We start from the raw sequence: 24004 nt of genomic DNA on the forward strand, positions 1-24004 counted from the left end.
GTGGCCTTGATCGATTATCCGCCTTCGCGATGAATAGTAGATCATGCAACAACGACCATTAGATCAGTTCGCACTCTTTCGGTCCCGTGATCTTGACGAGGTCAGGGACGAGATGTCGCGAGTGCTCTGTCCGCACCGCCTCGACGTGATCGATCCTCGTTGGCCCCTCGACGCGCGGATGAACTCGACAAGGCTGCACCACCTCGTGGTCAACTACGTGGAGTACAGTGCACCTGTTCTCGTGGAGCCGGGCGAGACCGGCTCCTTCTCCGTGGTCCAGGCACACCTGCGTGGACAGGGCACCGTCAGCTCGGGCCAGGACCAAGTCCTGGCCACTCGTGATCGCATCGTGGTGAGCTCGTCCCGGGAACCGCTTCGGATGTCCCTGACGGCGGACAGCTGTCTGGTCCTCCTCCGGATTGACTCGTCCGCAGTCGAAACCGTGCTCACGGGGTTCCTCGGTGAGGATCTCCGGCAGCCCGTACGGTTCGAGCTGGGCATGCACGTGGCTTACGGCGCGCCCCGATCCTGGTACAGGTCCTTGCTGGATTGCGTCGCACGTGTGGACAAGCGGGATGCGGTGCTGGTCTCCCCGGTCCGTATCGACAGGTTCGAGCAGGCGATGATCTTCCAGCTTCTCGCTGTCCAGCACAACAACTACAGCTCGGTGATCGACGAGCCCGTGAAGCCGGCTTCCGCACGACTGGTCCGGAGTGCGGTGGAGCTGATCGAGACGGGGTCCGGGGTGCCGCCGACGGAGATTGCGGTCGCGCGGGACCTCGGCGTAGGCCTGCGCCACCTGAGGGCCGCGTTCAAGCATCACCGCGGCGCGACCCTCGCTGATCACCTGTTGGGGGTTCGTCTGCAACGCGCTCGGCGTGATCTGCTCACTGCTGACCCCCGCGACGTCACACTGAACGAAGTCACGCAACGCTGGGGGTTCGATGTGCACTCCTTCGTCCCCTGGTACCAAGCCGCGTTCGGCGAGACGCCGGACCTGACGCTCCGTCAATGAGGAGGACGCACGATGGCTGACTCGTACTTCCGAACCCGGGATCTCGCCCTGGCCCGCTCCGCCGTCGAACCGATCTTCGGACAGCACGAGCTGAGGCGGACCGGCGAGCATGTCGAGATCGACATGCGCATGCGAACTCGGAGCGGCACCAGCGCGGTGTCGGCGATGCTGACGTACGGCGCACCGGTCATTGCCCGGCTCAACACGCCAAGGCACGCTTACGTCTCCCTGATCGTCCTGCAGGGACGATGCATGTGCCGGCACAGCGGCGCGTACCTCGATGTCGGGCCAGGCGGCATCGTAACCGTGTCCCCGGACCAGCAGTTCGCCATCGCGCCGGAGGCAGACTGCCTGCTGAAGGTGGCGAGGATCGAGCAGCACGTCATGCACGGAAGGCTCGTGCGTCTGGCGGGGTTCTGGCCCAACGACACGATCACCTTCAGCCCGGAGGTTGCCTTGGTCGCCGATCCGGGGCACACGCTCGCGACCACCGTCAACCGGTTCTTCGTCGGGGGACGCTCAAGGTTCGCTCGCTATGCGGATCACGTCTTCGTCGATTGGCTGTTGCGCAACCAGTCCCATGAGCACAGCGAAGCGACAACCGAAGGAGAACGGTCTGTCGTCGGATTCGAGACCGTGAACTTCGTGAAGTTGCTCATGCGCACGAATCCGGTGGCGGACACAACCATGAGCGAGTACGCCGCGGAGGCAGGTACTGGGTTGAAAGATCTCCTGGTGGCCTTCGAACGGTACGAAGGCTGTCTACCGCACGAGTTCCTGCGTGGGGTGCGTTTGGACCGCGTGCACGCGCTTCTCCTGGAATCGGGTGGCGGGCTCAGGGAATTCACAGCTGCCCTGGACCGGATGGGTTTCCGGGACAACGAGCAGTTCCAGCAGTGGTATCTGCGAAGGTTCGGCGAAACGCCGCAGCAGACGCAGCGCCGGGGGTCGTCCGTCTAGCGCGGCTGTCAGTCCTCGTCCTGGCGAGGCCACCACTGGTCCAGTAAGTCCATGCGAGCGTCCACCAGCGCTGCGTCGCGCAAGTCGACGAGGTGGACACCTCGCCAGCGCTGGAACCCGATGCGCTCCAGCATGTTGCCAGCTCGAAGGCTGGAGAGTTCCGCAGCGATCCGATCCGAACCGGGACGGGCGAAATCAAGGGGCGAGACCCGGCAAGCGGCGAGACGGGCGTTGGGCGACAGTATGCGCAGCGCGCTGGCAATGAGGGCGGCCCCCAAGCCGTGACCGCGCCACGGCTCGACGAGCTCGACGCGCCGTAGGATGACCATTCGCGGCGGCCCCTGACTGATCTGCGCGTCCAGTTCCGGGTGGAGCTTGCCCTGGTCCGGGTCGATCACAGTCTCGGCGATGAACTCCAGTGCCCACTCACCGAGTACCACCGAGTCGAGCAGGTTGCGCTCTTTCGTCAAATCCGCGATAACGAGTGAGATGGTCCCGACGTGGCGCAGGTCAACCGGGCAGATGTCGAGCTCAGAGACGTCGGCTGACGCGTCCCATTGTTCCGGCTGCTCATCCTCGTCGTCGATCTGCCACCAAAAACGGCTGTGTGTGAGCGTGAGTTCGATCGACAGCGGGTTCGCGGGCAGATCGGGAACCACGATCACTCCTCAAGCAACACCGGTGATGCTAATGCACGTGCATCCGCACTCTAGTTTGACACTGTTCGTGCGGAAGTAGGTGGGTGTATCAGTGTAGGACTATTGCCTTTCGACTGTTACTTTGAGAAGCTCTCACGTTTGATGGCGCCTTCTCCGATTCTCGTCGGCGATGAAGGTGCCCTTTGAGCGGATGGTGAACACCAGGCCGCGTTCGCGGAGGATCTGGGTCGCGTGGCGCGCCGTGCCGAGTGAGACGCCGTACTCGGTGGCCAGTCGTCGTTCCGCCGGCAGCGGCGTGTTCGGGCGCAGCTCACCGGCCTCGATGCGGGCCTCCAGGTGGTCCGCCATCATCTCGTAGATGTACCCCGGCTTCGCGGTGGGATCGAACTCTGGGACGGTCACGGGAGGAAGGTAGAACGGCGTTAAAAGGGGCGGATTTCACGGTTGCTCCAAGATGCGCCTGTGCGCGCTATGACGGGGTTGATCACGAAGAGGCCTGCACTGTCACCCTACCGGGTGGCGAAATGCGAAACGGTCGCCGAATTCGTCAGTTGTTCACTGTCGTCACCCGAGCGGGTTAGCCAGAACGGGCGCACAATTGTCAGCGGACTTGATTTGGGACGCGCATTGAGTCGTGGCCCTGTCCACGCAGTATCTCGAAACGGTCGGTGCCTGGCCAGCTGTTCACCCAGCTCGACCCCGGCACGTCCTTCGCGCGCTTCTTCAGCGGCGCCAGCAGCCGGGAAACCTCGCGGTAGGACTTCGCCGCCGTGCCGGCGCACACGACCGTCGCCAGCGAGACCGTGACCGTCAGGTGCTCGGCCGTCCACGGGGTGCCCAGCAGGGTGTCCGCGACGGCCGGGATCTCGTCGATGTCGCAGGCGATCAGGAAGTCGTCGCCCCCGACGTGGCTCACCGTGACGCTGCGCAGCTTCGCCGCCAGATCCGTCAGCGTCCGCCCCAGCGCCCGGATCAGGTCGTCGCCCGCCGCGAAGCCCACCGTGTCGTTGATGTGCTTGAACGAGTCGACGTCCAGCCACGCCACGACGAGCGGCCGACCCGCGGCGATGCGGCGGTCCACCTCGCGCGCGACGGTGTCGCTGCCCGGCAGCCGGGTCAGCGGGTTCAGCGCGGCCGCCTCCTCGATCTTCGCCTCGGCCATCGCGCGCACGATCTCGGTCACGAAAACCACGCCGAGGCACTCGCCGTCCGCGCCGACCACGATGATGTCGTCGGCGGTGCGGGTGAGGTCGGCGTCGGCGACCAGGTCGAGCAGCTCCAGCGCGCCCGCTCCGGTGCGGATGGTGCGCGGCGGGTCGGCCAGCCGCGCGGCCGCCTTGTTCGCGTGCAGCGCGTGCCCGTACGGGCCGGTCAGGTCCAGCAGGAACCGGGCGCGGTCGATCGACCACCGCGGCCGTCCGGCGGGGTCGATCCCGACGATCCCGCTCGGCGCGTCGTGGTCCAGCAGCACCCGCCGGACTTCATCGCACGTCGCGTCGTCGGGCAGCGTCGTCGCGGGGTGCCGGAAGTCGTCCACGCGCGGCGCGGCCGCCCTGGTCAGCGGCACCGGCGTCGCGGGCCCAGGCGGCGCGGTGACCAGACCGGAGGGCATCGCGTTGGCGCGGGCCGGGGCGAACAGGTTGCCCTGCACGATCCGCACCCCCAGCCGCCGCGCCGCCGACAGCTGCTCCTCGGCCTCGATCCCGGTCGCCACCAGCCGGATGCCGGTCCGCGAGGTGAAGTGCACGAGCGACTCGACCAGCGCGACCGCCGCCGCCTCGCCGGGCAGCCGCCGCAGCGTCGTGCGGTCGAGCTTGACCAGGGCTACGCCGGCTTCGGCGAGCAGGTTCAGCGGCAGGTCGCCGGACCCGAGCCCGTCGAAGGCCAGGCGGAAACCCAGCTCGGCGAACCGCTCCAGTCCGGCGAGCAGCGCCTTCGGCGAGACGCCGTGGAACGGCGCGCCGATCTCCAGCACGATCTCCCGTGGACGGCGACCGGTGCGCCCGAGCGATTCGAGCAGCGGGTCCAGCACCAGCTGCGGCGCCGCGGCCGACAGCGCGGTCAGGTTCAGGTGCAGGGGGAGCAGCGTCTCGTGGGTGGCCTCGGCGAGGACCGCCTGCGCGGCGAGGCCGGCGTCGACGTGGACCAGGCGTCCGCGGCGCTGGGCGGCGCGCAGGAGGTCGTGGATCCGCCCGGTGGCGGGCCGGGCGAGGGCTTCGACACCGACGACGCCGCCGGTGTTCAGGCTGTAGAGCGGTTGAAAGGCGAAGCCTACGTCGTCGGCCGCTGCTTCCACACGTGAATCCTCCGCCGTCGCCGGGCCGGGCGGCCCGTTCGCGCGCCGATTGTGTCCCAGCTCACCATGGAGCCCGAACTGGCCCCTACCGCCACGCCCGGCGGTCGCTCCAGGCTGGTCTGGTTGTCCGAATTGACCAGCGAGGAGCCGCCCGTGCCGCCCTTCATGGAGCCGTTCCGGATCAAGGCGGTCGAACCGATCCCGTTCCCCACCGCGGAGGAGCGCCGCGACGCGCTCGTGGCGGCGGGCTGGAACCTCTTCCGCGTGCCCGCCCGTGCCATCACCATCGACCTGCTGACCGATTCCGGCACGGCGGCGATGTCGGCCGCGCAGTGGTCCGCGCTCATGCGGGGCGACGAGTCCTACGCAGGCGCGCGGTCGTTCGAGCGGTTCGAGGCCGTCGTGCGCGACCTGACCGGCTACGGCGAGATCCTGCCGGTCCACCAGGGACGCGCGGCCGAGCGGATCCTGCTCGGCCTGCTGCTGCGGCCCGGCGACATCTCGGTCAGCAACACGCACTTCGACAGCACGCGCGCCAGCGTGGAAGCGGCCGGCGCGCAGGCGGTCGACCTGCCGGTGCCGGTCGCGCCGGGGGAGCTGAACCCGTTCGGCGGCGACCTGGACGCCGGCAGGCTGCGGGACCTGCTGCGCACCTCGGCCGACCGCGTGAAGTGCGTCGTCCTCACCATCACCAACAACGCGGGCGGCGGGCAGCCGGTCTCGGTGCGCAACGTCAAGGACGTGCGGCAGCTCTGCGACGCCCACGGCGTTCCGCTGTACCTGGACGCCTCGCGCTTCGCCGAGAACGCGTACCTGGTGACCGAGCGCGAGGACGGCTACGGGCACCTGTCGCCGCGCGAGGTGGCCCGCGTGGTCTTCGAGCTCGCGGACGGCTGCTGGGCCAGCCTCAAGAAGGACGGCATGGCGAACATCGGCGGGCTGATCGCGTTGCGCGACGCCGGTCTCGCCGCCCGTGCCCGCGAGCAGCTCATCGCGTTCGAGGGGTTCCCGACCTACGGCGGTCTCGCCGGGCGCGATCTGGAAGTGCTCGCGGAGGGGCTGCTGGAGGTCGTCGAACCGGACTACCTGCGGTACCGCGCGGAGTGCGCGCGCTGGTTCGGCGAGCAGCTGGGCCTGGCGGGACTGCCGGTGCTGCAGCCGACCGGCTGCCACGCGGTGTACGTCGACGCGGGCGCGATGCTGCCGCACATCCCGCCGCAGCAGCTGCCCGCGACCGCCTTCGCCAACGCGCTCTACCTGGCGGGCGGGGTGCGGGTGACCGAGCTGGGGACGCTCGTCTTCGGCAGGCGGGACCCCGACGGCGGGCCGGACGTGCCCGCGCCGCGCGAGCTGGTGCGGTTCACGTTGCCGCGCCGGGTCTACACCCTGAGCCACCTCGAACACGTCGTCGACGTGGCCGAGGGCGTCTGGTCGAAGGCGGACCAGCTGACCGGCTACCGCATCGTCGAGCAGGGAGGTGCCCTTCGACAGTTCACGGCGGTCCTGCGACCGGCCGCCGAATAGTAAAACCCCTGATCAACCGGGGTCCGACGCGTCGGATGCAAATTGCACATGGCAAATTCGCCCGTTCGTCGGTAGCAATTGAACGGCCAACAACGGACAGTGGTGCATTGGAGGTGTATGGGAGTCGGCGCCACCGTACGTTGATCTTTTTCGACTGCCCGGGACATGACAGTACTGCCGTTGGACAAGTACCGGCTCTTCCACTCGCGAGACGTCGACGAGACCCGCGAGCGGGTGGGGCGCCTGTTCTGCCCACATTCGATGAACACCGTCGGCCGCAACCCGCGGCTGAACACCAAGGTCAACTGCCGGCGGCTGGAGAACGTGGCGATCGCGGTGGTCGCCTACGGCACCGACGTGCGCGTCGAACCCGGCGAGCTCGGCTCCTTTTACGTGGTTCTGGCTCCGGTGATCGGCCGGGGCATGGTCCAGTGCGGACGCGAGCAGATCAACTCCGCGCCGGACACGGCCGGTGTGGTCGGCACGGACGACCCGCTGCGGATGCGGCTGTCCGACGACTGCGCCCAGTTCGTCATCCGGATCGAGCGGCCGGCGCTGGAGGCGCGCCTGGCCGAGCTCATCGGCGGCTCGGTGTCGGAGCCCGTGCGGTTCCGGCTGGGCATGGACATCACCCGCGGCTACGGCCGCAGCTGGTACCGGGAGCTGGCCTACGGCGTCTCGGAGCTGGACCAGCCCGACACGATGCTCTCCCACCCGGCCGCCGTCGAGCAGTTCGAGCGCAACCTGATCACCGGGTTGCTGCTCGCGCAGCCGCACAACTACACGGCGATGATCGAGGGCCGGGACCGCCCGGTGCCCTCGCGGTCGCTGCGGGCGGCGCTCGATCTGATCCACAGCCATCCGGAGGCCCCGCACACGCCGGGCAGCCTGGCCCACCAGGCCGGGGTGAGTGTGCGGGCGCTGCAGAAGGCTTTCCGGGAGCAGCTGGGCAGCTCGCCCAGCGAGTACCTGCGCGGTGTGCGGCTGCAGCGGGTGCACGACGAGTTGTCGGCCGCTCAGGTCGAGGTCACGACAGTCGGGGAAATCGCGAGCAAGTACGGGCTGATGCACCACGGCCGCTTCGCGGCGGCCTACCGGGAGCGGTTCGGTGAATCACCCAACGCGACGTTGCACAGACGGTCTGGACGTCTACTGGAGTTGTGAAGGGGCGAATCGTGCGTGATGAGGACAAAACCGTGCGCCGAACGGATCGTGTCGGCGGGGCGGCGCTCGTAGCTTCCGCGTCATGAGCGCCGACGCTGCCGTGGCCGCCCGCGACTCGATGCCGATCGGCCGGTTGATCCGGTCCGCGCGGCACGAGCGCGGGCTGACCCAGTACCAGCTCGCGGACGAACTCGTCACGGTCTCGGGCAACGAGAGCCTGGGCCGTGGCGAGGTCTCGCGCTGGGAGCGGGGCAAGCGCGTGCCCGGCCCGTACTGGCAGAGCCACCTGAGCCGGGTGCTGGAGGTGCCCCCGGACGAGTTGCGTGCCGCCGCGCGCACGGCGAAGCAGTGGCGACGGCGCCAGTGAAACACAACCCCTGATTTCCCCATCCCGCTTTTGCCATTTTTGCAGCGAAAGTTTTGCTCTTTTTCGCGCAGGAGTGGGAGTCCCATGGGAAAGTCTTTGGTCACACTGGTCAACCCGAATCTCGTCCATCCCCCGATCACGCCGTACGCGCTGGACATCCTGACGACCTCGCTGGAGGCCGACGGGTTCGATGTGGACGTCGTGGACCTCACGTTCCGGCGGGACGACTGGTGGACCGTGCTGCGCGAGTACTTCGCGAGCCACACGCCGATGCTGGTCGGGGTGACGGTGCGCAACACCGACACGATCTACGCGCAACAGCAACGTGGTTTCCTCGCCGACCACCGCGCCATCATCGACGAGATCAAAATGCACAGCGCGGCCCCGATCATCGCGGGCGGTGTCGGTTTTTCCTCGATGCCGTTCGCTTTGGTCGACTATTTCGGCATTCCATTCGGGGTGAAGGGGCCGGGTGAGGGAATCATCGTCGGCCTGGCGAATGCGCTGCTGTCCGGGGAACCGCCGGAGACCGTGCCCGGGCTGCTGGTCAACCGCGGCGGCGGGCGGGTGGAGAAGGTCGTGCCGCGGCTCGGCCGCCGCGGCCGCCCGCTGTCCTCGCCGATCAACACGACCACGAGCTACACCCGCCGGTCCGGGGAGCCGTGGAAGGTCGACAACCTGCGCTACTACCGCGGCGGCGGGCTCGGCAACATCCTCACCAAGAACGGCTGCGCCTACTCGTGCGCGCACTGCGTGGAGCCGGACGCGAAGGGCACCCACTTCACCCGCCGCGCCGTGGAGTGCGTGGTCGACGAGATGGAGGCGCTGACCGCGCAGGGCGTGTACGACCTGCACACGACCGACAGCGAGTTCAACCTCGTCATCGCGCACAGCAAGAACGTGCTCCGCGAGATCATCCGCCGCCGCGACACTGACCACTCCACGCCGCTGCACAACCTGAAGCTGTGGATCTACGCGCAGCCGACGCCGTTCGACGACGAGCTGCTCGACCTGCTCGTGCGGGCCGGGTGCGCGGGCATCAACCTCGCGCCCGACCACGTGCGCGACGACGTGCTGGACGGCTGGAAGGTCTCCGGCGGCGGCCGCCGGTTCTACACCTTCGACGACGTGCGCGCGTTGTGCGCCAAGATCGCCAAGGTCGAGCTGCCGGTGATGGTCGAGGTCCTGCTCGGCATGCCGGGGGAGACGGCGGTGACGATGACCGAGGCGGTCCGCCGCACGCTCGACCTGGACGTCGCGGTCGCCGGTTACAGCCTCGGCATCCGCGCGTTTCCCTACTCGCCGCTGGGGATCCGGATGGCGGAGCAGTGCGCCGGCCGTCGCACGCTGCCCGGTCTGCAGTCGGACTCGGCGGTCGAGCCGATCGTGCTCAAGCCGCGGGCGATGTGCGATTCGATCGTCGAGTACGAGCGGCAGTTCGCCTTCGACCGCGACGGCCGTTTCCGCCCGGTCTACTTCCTGTCGCCGGACCTGCCGGAGGACCCGGCGACCATCGCGTCGCCGAACGGGCGGTGGGTGAACAGCGTGCAAATGCTGTGGGACCTGGTGCCCGCGTCGGAGTACCACCGCGTGATGCTGCCGACCCTGCCCGGCATCACCGAGGACGACAACAACTACGCGGACAACCCGTTCCTGCTCAAGCTCATCGAGCTCGGTTACACCGGGGCGTTCTGGTCGCACTGGCCGCAACGGCACGAGATCATGCAGGGTGCCGCCTGACCAGGGACTATTTCGATCCGAACACGAGACCTTGAGCCGCCGCGAAGGTTACGTAGACTTTCCCGCGGCGACACGCCCCAGATCCCGCTGCGTCGGCCGGACCCTCAGCGTCGAGGAGCCGGCCGGCGCAGCCGCCCCACTTCTCAGCACGCGTGCTTGGCGCGCAGGACCGTGGTGAGCGCGTCGGTCACCCGCTCGGCGGACAGCGTCCCGTCGGCCGTCGCCTTCTCCATCGCGTCCAGCACGGTCGTCACCCGGCCGCCCGAGGACCACAGCGCCTGGTCCGCGCCGGACTGCACGGCCTTCACCACGGCCTGCGGCAGCGGGTAGCGCTGGGTCACCGCCTTCATCGCGCCGAGGTCGTCGGTCAGCACCGGGCCGTCGAAGCCGAACTCGCCGCGCAGCAGCTGGTAGGCCGCGGGCGACAGCGACGCGGGCTCGCCACCGGTCAGGCCGGGCACGTCGAGGTGGCCGACCATGACGGCGGCGGACCCGAAGTCGGCGAGGTTGCGGTAGGGCACGAGGTCGTTCTCACGCAGTTCGTCCAGCGGCGGGGTGGTCACCGAGCCCTTGTGCGAGTCGCCGGTCGCGTGCCCGTGACCGGGGAAGTGCTTGACCACCGGCTGGATCCCGGCGTCCTCCAGGCCCGCCGCGAAGGCCTGCGCGTAGCGGCGCGCGGTGTCCGGGTCGGCGCTGAAGGAGCGGTCGCCGATGACGTCGCCGGCGGCGCCGTCGGTGAGGTCGAGGACCGGCGCGTAGTCGACGGTCACCCCGCGCGCGGCCATCGCCCGGCCGCGTTCCCGCGCGAGCTCGCGGACCTCGCCGGTGGTCATCGTGGCGGCCATCTTGCGGGCGCTGGGAATCGACCCGTCCAGGTCGTCGAGCCGCTGGACGCGGCCGCCCTCGTCGTCGACCGCGACGGACACCGGCAGCCGCCCGGCCTGCTGGACCTGGTCGAGCGCCTTGTTTTCGAGCAGCGCGGTGGCGTTGCCGCCGAGGAAGATCCCGCCGACCTGCTCGGTGCGCACGAGGTCGGCCGCACCCTGCGGGTCGGACGCGTCGACCCCGACGACGACCAGCTGCGCGAGCCGCTGGCGGGGCGTGAGTTCGCCGATCACGGTGGCGCACGCGTCCGGCCCCTCGGCGGCGGCGATGCGCGGCTGCGGCGGCGGCGCGGTGGTCGGAGCGGCGGCCGGGGGCTGCTGCTCGGCCTCGTCGCCGCCGGCGTAGACGACCACCGCGGCGAGCAGGGCCCCGGCGGCCAGTACGAGCAGCAGTCGCCGGGTCAGGTGCTTGGCCGGCCTCATCGGCGTTGGGTGTTCCTTCCTGGCGGAATGGGGTTCGCGGCCACGGTAACCCAGTGCGCGGCCGGCCAAACGGCTCGTCGCCGGACCGGGTGAGGGCGGCCACGTGTCCGCGGCGGGCCCGGCGGGTAGCCGGGGAGCATGCGAATCCCGCGTGAGCGGCCTCGCAGCCGCGAGGAGTACCAGCGGGGCCTGCCGGACTACCACGATCCGACCGCCGGTTTCGGTGGCGCCGCGCCGGCGTACAGCGCGCTGACGCTGCGGATCTGGCTCGCCGCCATCGGCATCCTCCTCGCCGCCGGGGCCGCCGTCCTGTTCGCCACGATCGAGATGTGGTGGGTGACGGTGCTGATGTCCCTGGTGGCGGTGGGGATGGTGATCGACCTGGCCTGGGTCGTGCACCGCAAGCGCCGCGGTGAGCCTGGTTGACGATCTCCGGCAGGGGTAGACCTGTGGCATGAGGCGGCGACACGAGTACCGCGACCGCCACGAGGCGGGTCTGCGGCTGGGTGAGCTGCTCGCCGAACGCGAGTGGCGCGATCCGCTGGTGCTGGGGCTGGCGCGCGGCGGGGTGGTCGTCGGTCACGCGGTCGCCCAGGTGCTGGGCGCGCCGCTCGACGTGGCGGTCGCCCGCAAGATCGGCGCGCCCGGCCAGCCGGAGTTCGGCGTCGGCGCGGTCACCCCGGACGGCCCGCCCTACTACGACGAGCGGTCGCTGTCGATGCTCGGGCTGCGGCCGGCGCAGCTGGAGGCGGTGTGCCGGGCCGAACGCGCCGAAGCTCGCCGCCGCGCCGTGGTCTACCAGCGCGGACGTCCGCCGCAGCCGCGGACCGGACGGGACGTGCTGGTGGTCGACGACGGGCTGGCGACCGGCGTGACCGCGCGGGCCGCGTTGCGGGCGTTGCGCGCGGACCGGCCGCACAGCCTGGTCTTCGCCGCGCCGGTGTGCGCGCCGGACGCCGCGGCGGCGTTGAAGAGCGACGCCGACGAGGTGCTGTGCCTGCTGGCGCCGCACGGTTTCCGGTCGGTCGGACAGTGGTACGCCGACTTCCGCCAGACCGGCGACGACGAGGTCATCGAACTGCTGGAGACGTCATGACCGTTCCGCTCACCGTCGACCCCGGGCTCCAGGGCGATCTGACGGTCCCGTCCGACGCGATCGGGGTCGTCGTGTTCGCCCATGGTTCGGGCAGTTCCCGGCACAGCGCCCGCAACATCGCGGTGGCGCGCGAGCTGCAGGACAACAGGTTCGCCACGCTGCTGTTCGACCTGCTCAGCCCGGACGAGGACCACGGCGACCGGCGGTTCGACATCGACCTGCTGACCGAACGCCTGCGCGCGGCGATGGCCGAGCTGTCCCGGCGCGCGGAGACGGCCGGGCTGCCGCTGGGCCTGTTCGGGGCGAGCACCGGCGCGGCAGCCGCACTGCGGGCCGCGGCGGCCGAACCGGACCGCGTGCAAGCGGTCGTGTCCCGCGGCGGACGCCCCGACCTGGCCGGCGACGCGCTGACCCAGGTGCGGTGCCCGACGCTGCTGATCGTCGGCGCGCGGGACGAGGAGGTGCTGCGCCTGAACCAGTCGGCGGCCGCCGAGCTGGGCGGACGGCACGACATGGAGATCGTCCCGAAGGCGACGCACCTGTTCGAGGAACCCGGCGCGCTGGAGCGGGTCGCCCAGCTCGCGGCCGCCTGGTTCAGCGAGTACCTCCCCTAGGACGTGTCCTCAAAGTTGGAGATTCGACCTGGTTTGATCTTGGGTTGTGGTGCGTAGGCACGAGCTGACTGATGAGCAGTGGCAGGTGATCGAGCCATCGCTGCCGGCGTCGGGGACGAAGGGACGTCCGCGGGTCGATGACCGCCGGGTGATCAATGGGATGTTTGGTCAAGGCCAAGACCGGGGTGGCTTGGCGTGACTTGCCGGAGCGGTGTGGGCCGTGGAAGACGGTCTACAACCGGTTCTGGCGGTCGATTCCAGCATCGTGCGGGCGCATCAGCACGCTGCCGGCGCCCGCCGCATGACCGCGTCCCACACAGGGGGAAGCGCACTCGTGCGGCGGGCACAGCGAACCACATGATCATGCCATCGCCGGTCCCGCGGCGGACCAACCACCAAGATCCACCTCGCCTGCGACGGCCACGGACGGCCCTTGTCGATCCTGTTGACCGGCCCGATTCGACAAGACCGCCACCTCCTACCGGAGCATGATCGACCTGGCCACACTGCTCATCTGGCTTTGAGGACAGGCCCTACGGCTTGCGGGCCACCGCGGCGAGGATGCGTGACTTCGACGGCGCGTCGGCGAACAGGGCGTTCTCGTCGGGGTGCCACTCAGGCGCGTAGACGAGCCCCGGCTCGACCAGTTCGAAGTCGCCGTAGAACTTCAGGAACTCTTCCCGCGAGCGGTACTGCCCGGGGTTCGTGGTGGTCTCGTAGTAGGCCTTGAGGTCGTCCAGCGCCCGGCGCTCCTCGTCGTCGGCCGGGTTCTCGTCGGTGAGCTGGCACATGATCAGGAACGACCCCGGCGCGAGCTGCTCGCGGTAGAAGTCCAGCGCCTGGTGCGGCTGCTGTTCGTCCTTGATGAAGTGCAGCACCGCGTTGATCACCAGCGCGACCGGCTGCTCGAAGTCGATGACCCCGGTCTCGCCGACCCGCTCCCACAGGTCGACCGGCTCCAGCAGGTCGCCCGCGATCGCGTGGTGGCGGTCCGGGTCCGCCGTGTCGGCGAGCAGCAGCTGCGAGTGCGCGAGCGCGATCGGCTCGTTGTCGATGTAGACGACGGTGGTGTCGTGCTCCGGGCGGGCCTCGTCGGCGACCTCGTGCACGTTGCCCGCGGTCGGCAGGCCGGAGCCGATGTCGACGTACTGGTGGATCCCCGACTTCGACGCGTACCGCACGGCGCGGCCGAGGAACTGACGGCACGCCACCGCGGAGTCGGGGATCAGCGGGAGCCGCGCGCGGACCTTGTCGCCGAACGCGCGGTCGATCGCGTAGTTGTGGTTCCCACCGATGAAGTAGTCGTACACCCGGGCCGCCGACGGCCGGTCGAGGCTTCCCTCGACGGCCCGCAGCACCTCGTCATCCGCCGCCATGCGACGAGTCTGCCACAACGCGTAAACCCTTCACGGCAGGCCGACGAAAGCGGCCGATTGCCCTGCCGTGTAGTCGAAATAGGCGTCCGCGGGATCCGCCGTGTTGGCGTACTGGCCGAACAGCTCGAAGCTGATGGCGCCGAAGAGGTGGGTCCACGCGGTCATCAGCCGGACCAGGTCCGCCTCCGGGAGCGACGTCCCGAGCGCGGTCTGGACCTTGCGTGCCTGTTCGGCCAGCTCGACGGGCAGCGGCGGGCCGGGCATCGCGGGCGCGAGGTCGGCGGACTCCATGACGCGGACCAGCGCCAGCGCCACGCGTCCGGCGGGCGTGATCGTGTCCTGCGGCGCCTGGTAACCGGGTACCGGCGAGCCGTAGATCAGCGAGTATTCGTGCGGGTTCCGCTTCGCCCAGTCGCGGGTGGCGGCCCAGATGCGCAGCCAGCGGTCGCGCGGTGCGGCGGACGGGTCGTCGGCGCGCTCGGCCGCTTCGCCGATCTCGTTGTAGGCGTCGATGATCAGCTCGGTCAGCAGGTGGTCGCGGCTCGGGAAGTAGCGGTAGAGCGCGGAGGACACCATGCCCAGCTCGCGGGCGACGGCCCGCAGGGACAGCCCGTGCGGGCCGACCTCGCCGAGCTGGCGGCGCGCCTCGTCCTTGATCTCGCGGGTCAGTTCGGCGCGGGCCCGTTCGCGCGCGGTCTTGCTGGCTGGCATGCCGTCGAGTGTGCCATGCGAGAGAGCGGCGAACAAATTAGAGAGCACCGCTCTTGACAGTCGCTCCGCCGAGGTGTTCACTGATCTCAACAGAGAGCACCGCTCTCGCAGAAGGGAGAACCCAGGTGGACCGCTACCTCAAGCCCGGCAAGGGTGACAGCGTCTTCAACGTGGCCGTGCAGTTCCTGACCAAGCTGGGTGTGAGCCTGGCGGGCAGCCGGGTGCTGCTGGTCCGCGGCCGCAAGTCGGGGGAGATCCGGTCGACGCCGGTGAACCTGCTGAAGGTCGGCGGGCAGCGCTACCTCGTCGCGCCGCGCGGGCAGACGCAGTGGGTGCGCAACCTGCGCGCGGCGGGCGAGGGTCAGCTGCGCGTCGGGCGCCGCGTCGAGACGTTCCGGTTCGCCGAGCTGGCCGACGACGAAAAACCGGTGATCCTGCGCGCCTACCTGAAGCGGTGGGCGTGGGAGGTCAGCCGGTTCTTCGAGGGCGTCGACCACCGGTCGCCGGACGAGGTGCTGCGCGGCATCGCGCCCGGCTTCCCGGTCTTCCGGATCACAGAAAGCGCTTGAGGTGCGCGAGCAGCGCCTCCGGTTGTTCCTCGGCGAGGAAGTGGCCGCACTCGGGCAGCCCCTCGCCGGTGACGTCCTCGGCGTACTCCCGCCAGATGTCCAAGGTGGGCAGTGAGCCGAGCAGTCCGGCCTGTCCCCACAACGCGAGCACCGGCATCGCGAGCTTGCGCCCGGCGTCGGCGTCGTCGTGTTCGGCGTCGTCCGGGAAGGATGCGCGGTAGTCGTCGAAACCGGCGCGCAGGGCGCCCGGGGCGGAGAACGCGCGGACGTACTCGGCGATCGCCTCCGGGGCGAGGCCCTGTCGCTGGTAGGTCCAGCGCTCGAAGAAGTACCCCAGGTAGGCCGCGATGTCCTTGCCTGCCAGCAGTTCCGGCAGGTCGGGTTGCAGGTGGAACAGCCAGTGCCAGTAGCCGCGGCCGACACCGGCGTCGAGCCGCCGCCACATCTCGCGCGTCGGGATGATGTCGAGCACGGCCAGGCGCTCGACCTCGTCCGGACGGTCCAGCGCCCACCGGTGCGCGACCCGGCCGCCGCGGTCGTGCCCGACCACGCTCGCCGAGCCGAAGCCGAGCTCGTGCAGCAGGGCCGAGACGTCGGCGGCCATGGTGCGCTTGTCGAAGCCCGTCCGCGGTTTGTCGGTGAGCCCGTAGCCGCGCAGGTCCGGCGCGATGACGGTGTGCTCCCGCGCGAGCGAGTCGAAGATCCGGTGCCAGCAGTAGGAGGTCTGGGGCCAGCCGTGCAGCAGGACGACCGGCGGACCCTCGCCGGCTCGCCGGTAGTGCATGCGGATGCCGTTGACGGTCGCCATGTGCGAGTCCATGTCTCACCTTCCTAACCGGTTATATGGGTTAGAGTACACTGGACCCGGTGAAGGCGCAGTGGGTTTTCGACGGCGGCCGCCCGTGCCTGGACCTGGTGAACACGCTCCGGGACCGGCACCGCGGCGGTCGCGAGCTGCTGACCTCGCCGTCCACGCTGGTCGAGTGGCTGGTGCTCGCCGGTCTGCTGCCCCGGCCGGCGCCCGCGTCGCCGGACTCGCTCGCGGCGGCGATCGCGCTGCGGGAGGCGGTCGACCGCGTCGCGCGGGGTGAGGGGCGGCCTGCCGACGTCCGCCTGCTGAACCGGCACGCGCGCAACGCGCCGGTGCCGCAGTTGCGCATCGACGGCGACGGCGTCGCGCACCGGCGGCTCGACGCGCCGGACCCCGTCGAAGGGGCGTTCGGCGCGCTGGCGGTGGACGCGATCGACCTGGCGACCGGCGAGGCCGAGGTCCGGATCTGCGCGTACCACGACTGCGGGCTGCGGTTCGCGGACACCTCGCCGAAGCGCAACCGCCAGTGGTGCTCCATGTCGCGCTGCGGCAACCGGGCGAAGGCACGCGCCCACTACGCCCGCACCCGCGGCCGTTGACGCCCTTCCGCCTCGCCTTGTAGTTTGAAACGCACGTTTCAGGGAGGTGGTGGCGGATGGGTGCGCAACGCACGGCGCTGGTGACCGGTGGCGCCACCGGCATCGGCGCCGAGATCACCTCCCGGCTGGCGGCCGAGCGGATGACCGTCTTCGTGGTCCAGCGGACCGAAGAGGACGCGAGCGAAGGCCGGAAACTCTTCGCGGAACACCCGTTCGCCGAACTGATCCAGGTCGGCGCGCACGACCTCGCCACCGGCGGCGGCTGCCGGGACGCGGTGGCCGAGTGCGTGCGCCACTTCGGACGGCTCGACGTCCTCGTGAACAACGCGGGCATCAGCGGCTACGCGGCCTTCGGGCCGGTGGAAAGCGCGAGCGACGAGCTGATCGACCGGATCGTCGACACCAACCTCAAGGCGCCGCTGCGCCTGGCCCGCGAGGCGTTCGCCCAGCTCGTCCTGAACCAGGGCGTGATCGTCAACATCAGCTCGATCGCGGAGTTCCAGGCCCAGCGCGATGTGCCCGCGTACGTGGCGAGCAAGGCCGGGCTCGGCGGACTGACCAGGGCGCTGGCCTGCGACCTCGCCCAGCACGGGGTCCGCGTGGTCGGCGTCGCGCCGGGCGACATCGCCACCGGAACCAGCCGCAGCCCGGACTACACCGCCGCCGTCGGGCTGGTGAAGGAGACCCCGCTCGGCTTCGGCGGGGAACCGGCCGACGTCGCCGGTCTCGTCGCCTGGGTGGTCTCGTCCGAGGCCCGCTACGTCACCGGCACGACGATCGTCGTCGACGGCGGTCGCACCGCGTTCTGACGCGGCAACCGGCGGCGCCCCGCACCCAGGGACGCCGCCGGCCCGGTCACCTCAGTGACCGCCCCCATGAGACGACCCGGGGTGGACGTGGAACCGCGCCACCTCGGGCGGGTGCACGACGAACGGCCGCATCATGCCTTCGTCCTCGTGGTCGAGGATGTGGCAGTGGTACATGAACTCGCCGGTCGCCCCGGTGTGGTGACCGGCCACGCTCACCCACTCGCCCGCCTGTACCTGGAAGGTGTCCTTCCAGCCCTCTTCGTACTTCTCCAGCGGCCTGCCGTCACCGGGCACCGGCAGCGGCGCGGGCGTCCCGCCGACGGCCGGGTCGAACCCGATCACGTTCCCCGCCGCGTCCAGCGGGTAGGCGCGGCGGGTCAGGATCTGGAACTCGGCCAGGTGGATGTGCATCGGGTGGGTCGGGCCGCCCAGGTTGACTAAGTTCCAGATCGCCCACCGGTCGTGGTCGATGAAGAACGTGGTGGTGTCGTCGAACAGGCTCGCCACCATCCGGAAGGTGCGCACCGCGCCGTCCGCGGGATCGGTGAGCTGGATGAACCCCTCGGCCGGGAACTGGGCGGGCAACTCCGCCGGGTCGGTGACCTCCTGCAGCTCCCACATCTGCGGGTGAGCCTCGCCCCCGGTGCCCGGCGGGACCAGCGCGACGAAGACGTGGTCGTGGTCCTCCGGCACGGTCGTCCCGTGGTGCAGCCGCACGTACGATCGCGAGACGACCTCGGGCAGCGTGAACTGGTCGTGCCGTTCCCGGTTCTCGACCCGGAACTGCATGACGTCCGGCTCGGTCCGGTCGGCCAGCGTGTCCCGCAGCGTCAGGTTCTGCCCCTGGTACCGGCTGAAGTCGATCAGCACGTCCGCGCGCTCCGCCGGCGCCAGCACCAGGCCCGCCGCCGGGAACGCGGCCGGCGCGGGCAGCAGACCGCCGTCGGTGCCGATGATCCGGACGCCGTCGTTGTTCACCGCGCCGGTCTCGTCGACGAGGTTGAGCCGGTAGAACCGCGAGTTCGACGCGTTCAGCAGCCGGAACCGGTACCAGCGCGCGTCGACGTCCAGGTGCGGCCAGATAGCCCCGTTGACCAGCGTGAACGGCCCGGTGAACGGGATCGGCACCTTCGGCCCGTCGGGACCGGCCGGTGTGATGAACGGGATCTTGAACAGCAGCTGCCCGGTCAGGGCGCCGGTGGCCGGATCGGTGTCGAGGTTGCGGTCGGTGATGATCAGCGGGATTTCGCGGTCGCCAGCGGGCAGGCCGAGCGCGTCCTCCTCGTCGTCCCGGATCAGGTACATCCCGGAGAGCCCGGCGAAGACGTTGAAGCGGGTCACCGCCATCGCGTGGTCGTGGTACCAGAGCGTGGCGGACTGCTGGCCGTTCGGGTACTCCGCGAGCTGGGACGCGCCACGCAGCACCGCGTTGTGCGCCCAGCCGTCGTTGCCGCCGCCGGTGCGCGCGCCGTGCAGGTGCACCACGGTCCACGCGGGCAGCGCGGACACGCCGTCGATGATCTCGGCGCCCGGCTGCGGTGTGCCGTCCGGGTTGCGCCAGCCGGGTGTGCGCACCGGCGCGGTGATGTCGGCGAGTTCGGCGTGCTGCTGGACGGCGACCACCGGGATGGTGCCGTCGATGTCGTTGCTCCAGCTGACGCGCAACTGCTTGCCGCTGCGCACTTCCACGGTCGGGCCGGGGAACTGGCCCTCGTAGGCCCACACCTCGGTTTCCGGTAGCTGGCTGTGCAGCCGGACCCGTGAGCGGACCATGTTGACGGTGATTTCGTCCTGGTGCCACCAGGAGTGCGGCCGGATCAGCGGCGGCACCCGCAGCGGGTCGGCGAACTTCGTGAGGCCGAAGCCCGGCCCGGTGAGCGTCGCTGCTGGTTGCGTGATGACGTCGGTCATGAAGTCTTTCCCCCCAGAAAGCCCCCAGTTCGGCCGGACCATCCCGGCCCTTGCTGGAACAGAGGGCGCCGGGGGTCAGCTGGATACACGCTCCCGCGGTTTCGCCGGAACCGGCGCCGGAACCGCGACCACGCGGGCGATCGTGATCAGCAGGCCGACGTCCGCGGCGAGCGCGAGTCGTTGGCTGAGCCCGACGGGCAGCACGCCCGGAACCAGGTAGCTCACGCCGAACAGCAGCACACCGCCGAGCGTCAGCAGTGTCAGCCGCACGACCGCGGGGTGGGTCCGCAGGCCGGCGGGCAGGGTCCAGCCCAGCGCGGCGAGGCTCAGGAACGCGATGGCGCAGGCGTATTCGTGGATCTGGCCGCTCACCGGGTCGAACCGTTCCGGGTAGCTGGCGGGGAAGAACGCGGCCGCGACGAGCCCGGTGGACCAGGCCCAGAACAGCACCTGGGTGGTCCGGCTCAGCTGGTGGCCGGCGGCCTTGAGCGCCGCGAGCAGCGCGACGGACCCGACGGCGATCGCGATCATGCTCGCGCCGAGCAGGCCGACCCCGCCGTCGGCGAGCGCGTAACTGGACAGGGTGTCCGACACGGGGTTGCGGCCGCTGACCACGTGCAGGATGAAGGCGGTGAACAGTCCCCAGCCGATCGCCACGTTCGCCGCGAGCAGCCAGGGCCGGGCTCTTTCGGAAATCCCCATGGAAGCAGCTTTCCGCTGTGCGGCCCACGGAAGATCCGGAGAAGTCCCCGATCTTTCCCCTAGGGTCGCCCGAACTCGACGAGCACCAGCGCCTGGTCGTCGTGGCGCTTGGCCCGCGGCCAGCGCGTCCCGTCCGGATCGCCGTCCTCGGCCGCGCGGACGGTGTCGAGCACCGCGTCCACCCCGCGGGCGCGGGCCAGCCGCAGGGCTTCGGGCCAGGTGAACAAGCCGTAGTCGTCGACACCGCAGGACACGCCGTCGGTGGCGAGCAGGACGGCGTCCAGTGCGGCGCGCGGCCAGCTGCGGGTCAGCGCGTGGTCCGCGGCCGACGGATCGGCTTCGGCGACCCAGAACCCGCCGGGCCGGTTGCGCAACGCCCGCACGGCCTGCTGCGTCCGCAACCGCCCCGCGCGGCGGAGGGTGGCCAGCCGGTCGTCGGCGAGCACGTCGGCCGACTGTCCGAACGCGACGATCGGGCTGTCCGCCAGCACCAGGGCGTCCACCCGGTCGTCGTCCCAGCGCAGCATCGCCACGGTGCTGGACGGCGACGATCCCGGGCGCAGGCCGTGTTCCCGTGCGACAGCGGCGATCGCCCGCGCCAGTGCGGGACGGAGATCGCCGGGCAGTTCCCGTTCGAGCTGCGCCGCGAGGCGTTCGGCGTACCAGCCGCCGGAGGGCTGGTCCGGGTCGGCCGAGGTCGCGCCGTCGAGCACCGCGACGGCCCGGTCCAGCACCACGACCCGGTCCTCGGTGGGGCGCGGGCGGCCGTCGAGGCCGACGCCGGGCCGTTCGGCCACGTGGATCACCCGTCCGACCCTAGCCGTCAACCTTGGTTGACAAGGTGGTGGTGTCAACGTAGGTTGACGTCATGACGAAGGCAACCGATCTGGCCGCCCGCGCCGGCGACCGCGATCCCCAGGTCGGCCTGCGTGCCGTGGCCGCGCTGCGGCGGCTGCTCGAACAGCTCGAAGCCGTGCAGGTGCGCAGCGCGCGGGCGCAGGGCTGGTCGTGGCAGGACATCGCGGCCGAGCTGGGCGTGAGCAGGCAGGCCGTGCACAAGAAGTACGGGAGGCAGTGATGTTCGAGAAGTTCACCGCGGACGCCCGCGAGGTGGTCGTCGAGGCGCAGCAGGACGCGATCCGGCTGGATTCGGAGCGGATCGACCCGCTGCACCTGCTAGTCGCGCTGCTGCACTTCCCGGACAGCAAGGCGGCCCGCCTGCTGACCGGGTTCGGCGTGGCGCTCGACGACGTCGCCGCCGAAACCGCGCGCGTGCGCCGCCGCGGCGGGATCACCGAGGCCGACGCCGAGGCGCTCGGCGAGTTCGGCATCGACGTCGACGCGATCCTCGACCGCGTCGAGCAGGCGCACGGGCCGAACGCGCTCGCCGGTGGCGGCGGCGGGCGGAAGCGGCGGCACATCCCGTTCGCCGACGAGTCGAAGAAGGTGCTGCAGGTGTGCCTGAAGGAGGTGATCTCCTTGGGTGGCAAGGAACTCGGGAGCGAGCACATCCTGCTCGCGCTCACCGCGCTGCGCGGACCCGCCGCCGACGTCCTCGCCCGGTTCGACGTGGACGCGCGGCGGGTCCGGCAGGCGCTAGCGTGACTCGCGCCAGGTGACGTGGGGGAGGAGCGCCTGCGTGAGTGGCCCGATCGCGAGCGCGTAGAGCACGGTGCCGGCGCCGACCGTGCCGCCGAGGAACCACCCCGCCGCCAGCACGGTGAGCTCGATGCAGGTGCGCACTGAGCGGACGGACCAGGTGTTGCGGGCGGCCAGCCCGGTCATCAGCCCGTCGCGCGGGCCGGGGCCGAGCCGGGCGCCGACGTACACCGCGGTCGCCACGGCGTTGAGCAGGACGCCGCCGAGCAGCAGCGCGATCTGCCAGCCGAGTGCGTGCTGGTCGGGCAGGACGGCTCGCACCAGGTCGACGGTCACCGAGATGACCAGCACGTTCATCACGGTGCCGAGCCCGGGGCGCTGCCGGAGCGGGATCCACAACGCGAGCACGCCGACCGAGGCGATGGCGACGACGGTGCCGAAGCTGAGCCCGGTGCGTGCGGCCAGTCCTTCGTGGAGGACGTCCCACGGGGACAGGCCGAGCCCGGTGCGCGTCATCATCGCCATGCTCGTGCCGTAGAGGGCGAGACCGCCCATCAGCTGGGTGAGCCGGCGCGCGGGGCTGACCGAGACGCGCACCGGCCGAAGATCGATTGCAGTCACGCCGACCACTTTGCGGCCAGTTGGACTGGATAACCAGAGCCAATTCGGGATAATTGGCTGCCATGGACCCCATTGGTCGCATTTCGGCCCGCAGATTGGCCCTTGTGCTCGGCATGTGGCGTCGAAGTGGTTCGCGTCACGGCGCCGCGGACCTCGCGGCGGCGATCGAGCTGGGCGTCCTCGACGGCCAGTTGCCCGTCGGCACCCGGCTGCCCTCGGAGCGAGAGCTGGCCGAGGCGCTGGACGTCAGCCGCACCCTGGTGGCGGCCGCGCTGGACCGCCTGCGCGAGGCGGGACTCGTGGCCAGCAGGCGGGGTGCGGGATCGTGGATCACCAAGCCGCGGGGGAAGACACCGGAGCCGGTGTCGCCGGACGTGCCGCAGGCGATCGACCTCGTCCGCGCGGCGACGCCGGCGGCCCCGGGGGTGATGGCCGCGGTCGACCGCGCCCGGCTGCTGCTCGTCGACGAGCTGGGGCGGCACGGCTACACCGGCACCGGCCTTGCGTCCCTGCGCGAGCGGATCGCCGCCCGCTACACCGCGCGCGGCCTGCCCACCTCGCCGGGGCAGATCCTGATCACCAACGGCGCGCACCACGCGTTCGTCCTGGTGCTGCGGATGCTGACCCACCCCGGCGACCGGGTGCTGGTCGAGCAGCCGACGTACCCGAACGCCCTGGACGCGATCCGCGCCGCGCACACGACGCCGGTGCCGGTGGCGCTCGGCGAGCACGGGTGGGACCTGGCGGGGGTGGAGGCCGCGGTGCGCCAGACCGCGCCCCGGCTGGCGTACCTGATCGTCGACTTCCACAACCCGACCGGCTACCGGCTCGACGCGTCCGGGCGGGCGGAGCTGGGGGCGCTGCTGGCCCGGACGCAAACGCATGCGGTGGTGGACGAGACGTTCGTCGAGCTGGACCTGGAGGGGGATGACGGGCCGCCGCCGCTGGCCGCGTTCGCCGGGGACTGGGCGATCACGGTCGGCACCGTGTCCAAGTCGCACTGGGGCGGGCTGCGGATCGGCTGGATCCGGGCGCCGGAGGACCTGGTGACCCGCCTGACCTCGGCGCGGTTCGCATCCGACCTGGGGTCGCCGGTGTTCGAGCAGCTGGTGCTGGCGGAGTTGTTCGACGCGGGCGACCCGGACCCGGCCGCGCGCCGGGCCGTCCTGCGCTCCCAGCGGGACGCGCTGACCGAGGCCCTGCGGCGGGAGCTGCCGGACTGGCGGTTCCGCGTGCCGTCGGGCGGGTTGTCGCTGTGGTGCCGCCTGCCGGAACCGATGAGCACGCGGCTCGCGATCGCCGCGGCCAACCACGGCGTGCAGATCACGCCCGGTTCGAGGTTCAGCGCCCAAGGCGGGCTGGAGCACTGGTTGCGGATCCCGTTCGCGCAGCCGGCGGATCGCTTGACCGACGCGGTGACCCGGCTGGCGCTGGGGGCGGCCTCGGTGCGCGTGCAGCCTGCCGACGACCTGCCGGTGGCGTGACAGGTTCCGGAAGAACAGCCGGTGCGCTGGTCGTCCGTTCGCCGCTCCAGGGAGGAAGTTCGGCGAAGAC

The 24004-nt window shown here is 70.6% G+C and carries 28 protein-coding genes and 1 pseudogene; 18 read left to right on the plus strand and 11 right to left on the minus strand.

The genetic code is table 11. From position 1 onward, the window contains the following. Positions 1-112: 112 nt before the first annotated feature. Positions 113-1015, plus strand: coding sequence for an AraC family transcriptional regulator (locus tag ABZ193_RS24765; RefSeq protein ID WP_162146049.1), 903 nt, complete (start codon positions 113-115; stop codon positions 1013-1015). 12 nt (positions 1016-1027) lie between these two features. Beyond that, positions 1028-1975 carry a helix-turn-helix domain-containing protein gene (locus ABZ193_RS24770; protein WP_020419518.1) on the plus strand — a complete coding sequence of 316 codons (948 nt, stop codon included), beginning with the start codon at positions 1028-1030 and terminating at the stop codon, positions 1973-1975. Positions 1976-1983: 8 nt separating this feature from the next. Here the strand turns inward: ABZ193_RS24770 and ABZ193_RS24775 are convergent, their stop codons facing one another. The 3 genes from ABZ193_RS24775 to ABZ193_RS24785 all read right to left on the minus strand — a co-directional run bounded on the left by ABZ193_RS24775 (position 1984) and on the right by ABZ193_RS24785 (position 4930). Further along, positions 1984-2634 carry a hypothetical protein gene (locus tag ABZ193_RS24775; RefSeq protein WP_020419519.1) on the minus strand — a complete coding sequence of 217 codons (651 nt, stop codon included), beginning with the start codon at positions 2632-2634 and terminating at the stop codon, positions 1984-1986. A gap of 132 nt (positions 2635-2766) precedes the next feature. After that, positions 2767-2985 carry a winged helix-turn-helix domain-containing protein gene (locus ABZ193_RS24780; RefSeq protein ID WP_202961448.1) on the minus strand — a complete coding sequence of 73 codons (219 nt, stop codon included), beginning with the start codon at positions 2983-2985 and terminating at the stop codon, positions 2767-2769. 250 nt (positions 2986-3235) lie between these two features. After that, a complete protein-coding gene (locus ABZ193_RS24785; protein WP_020419521.1) occupies positions 3236-4930 on the minus strand; it encodes a GGDEF domain-containing protein in 1695 nt (564 codons plus the stop codon). A 123-nt stretch (positions 4931-5053) separates the two neighbouring features. Here ABZ193_RS24785 and ABZ193_RS24790 point away from each other — a divergent pair, with 123 nt between their 5' ends. The 4 genes from ABZ193_RS24790 to tsrT all read left to right on the plus strand — a co-directional run bounded on the left by ABZ193_RS24790 (position 5054) and on the right by tsrT (position 9725). Further along, positions 5054-6454, plus strand: a complete 1401-nt coding sequence (locus tag ABZ193_RS24790) for a tryptophanase (RefSeq protein WP_235716179.1) — start codon at positions 5054-5056, stop codon at positions 6452-6454. A 165-nt stretch (positions 6455-6619) separates the two neighbouring features. Beyond that, complete coding sequence (locus ABZ193_RS24795) at positions 6620-7618, plus strand: AraC family transcriptional regulator (RefSeq protein ID WP_027936095.1); 999 nt, start codon at positions 6620-6622, stop codon at positions 7616-7618. A gap of 82 nt (positions 7619-7700) precedes the next feature. After that, a complete protein-coding gene (locus tag ABZ193_RS24800; protein WP_020419524.1) occupies positions 7701-7985 on the plus strand; it encodes a helix-turn-helix transcriptional regulator in 285 nt (94 codons plus the stop codon). A gap of 84 nt (positions 7986-8069) precedes the next feature. Further along, entirely contained in the window at positions 8070-9725 is a 1656-nt protein-coding gene (gene tsrT, locus ABZ193_RS24805) for a tryptophan 2-C-methyltransferase (RefSeq protein WP_027936096.1), read from the plus strand. A 143-nt stretch (positions 9726-9868) separates the two neighbouring features. On the opposite strand, the gene ABZ193_RS24810 is transcribed toward tsrT, so the two are convergent. Then, the gene (locus tag ABZ193_RS24810; protein WP_020419526.1) at positions 9869-11032 is read right to left on the minus strand and encodes a glycoside hydrolase family 3 N-terminal domain-containing protein; all 1164 of its coding nucleotides are present in this window, start codon (positions 11030-11032) and stop codon (positions 9869-9871) included. A gap of 138 nt (positions 11033-11170) precedes the next feature. Between ABZ193_RS24810 and ABZ193_RS24815 the strand changes: the two genes are divergently transcribed. The 6 genes and pseudogenes from ABZ193_RS24815 to ABZ193_RS24840 all read left to right on the plus strand — a co-directional run. Continuing rightward, positions 11171-11458, plus strand: a complete 288-nt coding sequence (locus ABZ193_RS24815) for a DUF6343 family protein (protein ID WP_020419527.1) — start codon at positions 11171-11173, stop codon at positions 11456-11458. 28 nt (positions 11459-11486) lie between these two features. Continuing rightward, the gene (locus tag ABZ193_RS24820) at positions 11487-12128 is read left to right on the plus strand and encodes a phosphoribosyltransferase family protein (protein WP_020419528.1); all 642 of its coding nucleotides are present in this window, start codon (positions 11487-11489) and stop codon (positions 12126-12128) included. Further along, a complete protein-coding gene (locus tag ABZ193_RS24825) occupies positions 12125-12742 on the plus strand; it encodes an alpha/beta fold hydrolase (RefSeq protein ID WP_354711645.1) in 618 nt (205 codons plus the stop codon). Before ABZ193_RS24820 ends, ABZ193_RS24825 begins: the two co-directional genes overlap by 4 nt. Before the next feature lie 49 nt (positions 12743-12791). After that, on the plus strand, positions 12792-12941 hold the full coding sequence (locus ABZ193_RS24830; RefSeq protein ID WP_354711646.1) for a transposase: 150 nt from the start codon (positions 12792-12794) through the stop codon (positions 12939-12941). Then, on the plus strand, positions 12898-13047 hold the full coding sequence (locus tag ABZ193_RS24835; RefSeq protein ID WP_354711647.1) for a transposase: 150 nt from the start codon (positions 12898-12900) through the stop codon (positions 13045-13047). The genes ABZ193_RS24830 and ABZ193_RS24835 overlap by 44 nt, the downstream gene beginning before the upstream one ends. A gap of 33 nt (positions 13048-13080) precedes the next feature. Then, positions 13081-13193: pseudogene (locus tag ABZ193_RS24840) on the plus strand (IS5/IS1182 family transposase); the annotation flags it as partial. Positions 13194-13275: 82 nt separating this feature from the next. Here the strand turns inward: ABZ193_RS24840 and ABZ193_RS24845 are convergent. Continuing rightward, complete coding sequence (locus tag ABZ193_RS24845) at positions 13276-14118, minus strand: SAM-dependent methyltransferase (RefSeq protein WP_020419531.1); 843 nt, start codon at positions 14116-14118, stop codon at positions 13276-13278. 30 nt (positions 14119-14148) lie between these two features. Next, positions 14149-14829: a TetR/AcrR family transcriptional regulator gene (locus ABZ193_RS24850; protein WP_020419532.1), complete on the minus strand. Its 681-nt coding sequence runs from the start codon at positions 14827-14829 to the stop codon at positions 14149-14151. A 125-nt stretch (positions 14830-14954) separates the two neighbouring features. On the opposite strand from ABZ193_RS24850, the gene ABZ193_RS24855 reads away from it, so the two are divergent. Next, a complete protein-coding gene (locus ABZ193_RS24855; protein ID WP_020419533.1) occupies positions 14955-15398 on the plus strand; it encodes a nitroreductase family deazaflavin-dependent oxidoreductase in 444 nt (147 codons plus the stop codon). Here ABZ193_RS24855 and ABZ193_RS24860 read toward each other — a convergent pair. After that, positions 15382-16218, minus strand: a complete 837-nt coding sequence (locus ABZ193_RS24860) for an alpha/beta hydrolase (RefSeq protein WP_020419534.1) — start codon at positions 16216-16218, stop codon at positions 15382-15384. The two genes, ABZ193_RS24855 and ABZ193_RS24860, sit on opposite strands and share 17 nt — an antisense overlap. A 47-nt stretch (positions 16219-16265) precedes the next feature. Between ABZ193_RS24860 and ABZ193_RS24865 the strand changes: the two genes are divergently transcribed. Next, complete coding sequence (locus tag ABZ193_RS24865) at positions 16266-16808, plus strand: ABATE domain-containing protein (RefSeq protein ID WP_020419535.1); 543 nt, start codon at positions 16266-16268, stop codon at positions 16806-16808. A 56-nt stretch (positions 16809-16864) separates the two neighbouring features. Continuing rightward, on the plus strand, positions 16865-17617 hold the full coding sequence (locus ABZ193_RS24870; RefSeq protein ID WP_020419536.1) for an SDR family oxidoreductase: 753 nt from the start codon (positions 16865-16867) through the stop codon (positions 17615-17617). Positions 17618-17668: 51 nt separating this feature from the next. Here ABZ193_RS24870 and ABZ193_RS24875 read toward each other — a convergent pair whose 3' ends face one another. From ABZ193_RS24875 to ABZ193_RS24885, 3 genes are all read right to left on the minus strand, one after another. After that, positions 17669-19528: a multicopper oxidase domain-containing protein gene (locus tag ABZ193_RS24875; protein ID WP_020419537.1), complete on the minus strand. Its 1860-nt coding sequence runs from the start codon at positions 19526-19528 to the stop codon at positions 17669-17671. A 75-nt stretch (positions 19529-19603) separates the two neighbouring features. Next, the gene (locus ABZ193_RS24880) at positions 19604-20230 is read right to left on the minus strand and encodes a DUF998 domain-containing protein (RefSeq protein ID WP_020419538.1); all 627 of its coding nucleotides are present in this window, start codon (positions 20228-20230) and stop codon (positions 19604-19606) included. Between the two features lie 59 nt (positions 20231-20289). Further along, positions 20290-21036, minus strand: a complete 747-nt coding sequence (locus tag ABZ193_RS24885; protein WP_020419539.1) for a protein phosphatase 2C domain-containing protein — start codon at positions 21034-21036, stop codon at positions 20290-20292. 62 nt (positions 21037-21098) lie between these two features. Between ABZ193_RS24885 and ABZ193_RS24890 the strand changes: the two genes are divergently transcribed. After that, positions 21099-21308, plus strand: a complete 210-nt coding sequence (locus tag ABZ193_RS24890) for a helix-turn-helix domain-containing protein (RefSeq protein WP_020419540.1) — start codon at positions 21099-21101, stop codon at positions 21306-21308. Further along, entirely contained in the window at positions 21308-21835 is a 528-nt protein-coding gene (locus ABZ193_RS24895) for a Clp protease N-terminal domain-containing protein (RefSeq protein ID WP_020419541.1), read from the plus strand. The genes ABZ193_RS24890 and ABZ193_RS24895 overlap by 1 nt, the downstream gene beginning before the upstream one ends. Here ABZ193_RS24895 and ABZ193_RS24900 read toward each other — a convergent pair. Further along, positions 21827-22450, minus strand: coding sequence for a membrane protein (locus ABZ193_RS24900; RefSeq protein ID WP_039791675.1), 624 nt, complete (start codon positions 22448-22450; stop codon positions 21827-21829). The two genes, ABZ193_RS24895 and ABZ193_RS24900, sit on opposite strands and share 9 nt — an antisense overlap. 62 nt (positions 22451-22512) lie before the next feature. On the opposite strand from ABZ193_RS24900, the gene ABZ193_RS24905 reads away from it, so the two are divergent. Further along, on the plus strand, positions 22513-23934 hold the full coding sequence (locus ABZ193_RS24905; RefSeq protein ID WP_039791664.1) for a PLP-dependent aminotransferase family protein: 1422 nt from the start codon (positions 22513-22515) through the stop codon (positions 23932-23934). The last annotated feature ends 70 nt before the right edge of the window (positions 23935-24004 follow it).

The sequence above is a fragment of the Amycolatopsis sp. NPDC006125 genome (assembly GCF_040614195.1).
GTDB lineage: Bacteria > Actinomycetota > Actinomycetes > Mycobacteriales > Pseudonocardiaceae > Amycolatopsis_E > Amycolatopsis_E tucumanensis.

Bases quoted from the DNA above. Each gene is read 5' to 3' on its own strand.
- ABZ193_RS24905 (WP_039791664.1), top strand. From the start codon at position 22,513: ATGGACCCCATTGGTCGCATTTCGGCCCGCAGATTGGCCCTTGTGCTC.
- ABZ193_RS24890 (WP_020419540.1), top strand. From the start codon at position 21,099: ATGACGAAGGCAACCGATCTGGCCGCCCGCGCCGGCGACCGCGATCCC.
- ABZ193_RS24875 (WP_020419537.1), bottom strand. From the start codon at position 19,528: ATGACCGACGTCATCACGCAACCAGCAGCGACGCTCACCGGGCCGGGC.
- ABZ193_RS24825 (WP_354711645.1), top strand. From the start codon at position 12,125: ATGACCGTTCCGCTCACCGTCGACCCCGGGCTCCAGGGCGATCTGACG.
- ABZ193_RS24810 (WP_020419526.1), bottom strand. From the start codon at position 11,032: ATGAGGCCGGCCAAGCACCTGACCCGGCGACTGCTGCTCGTACTGGCC.
- ABZ193_RS24835 (WP_354711647.1), top strand. From the start codon at position 12,898: ATGGGATGTTTGGTCAAGGCCAAGACCGGGGTGGCTTGGCGTGACTTG.
- ABZ193_RS24820 (WP_020419528.1), top strand. From the start codon at position 11,487: ATGAGGCGGCGACACGAGTACCGCGACCGCCACGAGGCGGGTCTGCGG.
- ABZ193_RS24845 (WP_020419531.1), bottom strand. From the start codon at position 14,118: ATGGCGGCGGATGACGAGGTGCTGCGGGCCGTCGAGGGAAGCCTCGAC.
- ABZ193_RS24850 (WP_020419532.1), bottom strand. From the start codon at position 14,829: ATGCCAGCCAGCAAGACCGCGCGCGAACGGGCCCGCGCCGAACTGACC.
- ABZ193_RS24770 (WP_020419518.1), top strand. From the start codon at position 1,028: ATGGCTGACTCGTACTTCCGAACCCGGGATCTCGCCCTGGCCCGCTCC.
- ABZ193_RS24800 (WP_020419524.1), top strand. From the start codon at position 7,701: ATGAGCGCCGACGCTGCCGTGGCCGCCCGCGACTCGATGCCGATCGGC.
- ABZ193_RS24895 (WP_020419541.1), top strand. From the start codon at position 21,308: ATGTTCGAGAAGTTCACCGCGGACGCCCGCGAGGTGGTCGTCGAGGCG.
- ABZ193_RS24815 (WP_020419527.1), top strand. From the start codon at position 11,171: ATGCGAATCCCGCGTGAGCGGCCTCGCAGCCGCGAGGAGTACCAGCGG.
- ABZ193_RS24795 (WP_027936095.1), top strand. From the start codon at position 6,620: ATGACAGTACTGCCGTTGGACAAGTACCGGCTCTTCCACTCGCGAGAC.
- tsrT (WP_027936096.1), top strand. From the start codon at position 8,070: ATGGGAAAGTCTTTGGTCACACTGGTCAACCCGAATCTCGTCCATCCC.
- ABZ193_RS24765 (WP_162146049.1), top strand. From the start codon at position 113: ATGTCGCGAGTGCTCTGTCCGCACCGCCTCGACGTGATCGATCCTCGT.
- ABZ193_RS24860 (WP_020419534.1), bottom strand. From the start codon at position 16,218: ATGGACTCGCACATGGCGACCGTCAACGGCATCCGCATGCACTACCGG.
- ABZ193_RS24880 (WP_020419538.1), bottom strand. From the start codon at position 20,230: ATGGGGATTTCCGAAAGAGCCCGGCCCTGGCTGCTCGCGGCGAACGTG.
- ABZ193_RS24870 (WP_020419536.1), top strand. From the start codon at position 16,865: ATGGGTGCGCAACGCACGGCGCTGGTGACCGGTGGCGCCACCGGCATC.
- ABZ193_RS24780 (WP_202961448.1), bottom strand. From the start codon at position 2,985: ATGATGGCGGACCACCTGGAGGCCCGCATCGAGGCCGGTGAGCTGCGC.